The following is a 272-nucleotide window of genomic DNA, read 5'->3' as shown; positions in this document are numbered from 1 at the left end:
TACATGCAAGTCGAGCGGACTTATCCTTCGGGATAAGTTAGCGGCGGACGGGTGAGTAACACGTAGGCAACCTGCCTGTAAGATCGGGATAACTACCGGAAACGGTAGCTAAGACCGGATAGATGGTATCTTCGCATGAAGTGACCAAGAAACACGGGGCAACCTGTGGCTTACAGATGGGCCTGCGGCGCATTAGCTAGTTGGCGGGGTAACAGCCCACCAAGGCGACGATGCGTAGCCGACCTGAGAGGGTGATCGGCCACACTGGGACT

At 55.9% G+C, this 272-nt stretch carries 1 rRNA gene; it reads left to right on the top strand.

Annotated features, from left to right (window positions below):
• Positions 1-272, top strand: a 16S ribosomal RNA gene (locus ACZYR9_RS27870); the annotation flags it as partial.

The organism is Paenibacillus sp. F024 (assembly GCF_057814255.1).
The sequence above is the reverse complement of the archived record's forward strand: the minus strand, read 5'-3'. Positions and strand labels throughout refer to the sequence as shown.